Here is a 281-nt window from a genome sequence, read left to right on the forward strand (position 1 = left end):
TGGTGGGCCCTCTAAGATGACTGCCGGTGACAAACCGGAGGAAGGTGGGGATGACGTCAAATCATCATGCCCCTTATGACCTGGGCTACACACGTACTACAATGGCCGGTACAACGGGCAGCGAAGCAGCGATGCGGAGCCAATCCTTATAAGCCGGTCTCAGTTCGGATTGCAGGCTGCAACTCGCCTGCATGAAGTCGGAATTGCTAGTAATCGCGGATCAGCATGCCGCGGTGAATACGTTCCCGGGTCTTGTACACACCGCCCGTCACACCACGAGA

The 281-nt window shown here is 56.6% G+C and carries 1 rRNA gene; it reads left to right on the forward strand.

Annotated elements, in window-relative coordinates:
• Nucleotides 1-281, forward strand: a 16S ribosomal RNA gene (locus tag ACSEXW_RS28625); the annotation flags it as partial.

The sequence above is a fragment of the Oryzibacillus soli genome (assembly GCF_051594765.1).
In the GTDB taxonomy this organism is placed as follows: Bacteria; Bacillota; Bacilli; order Paenibacillales; family NBRC-103111; genus Paenibacillus_AR.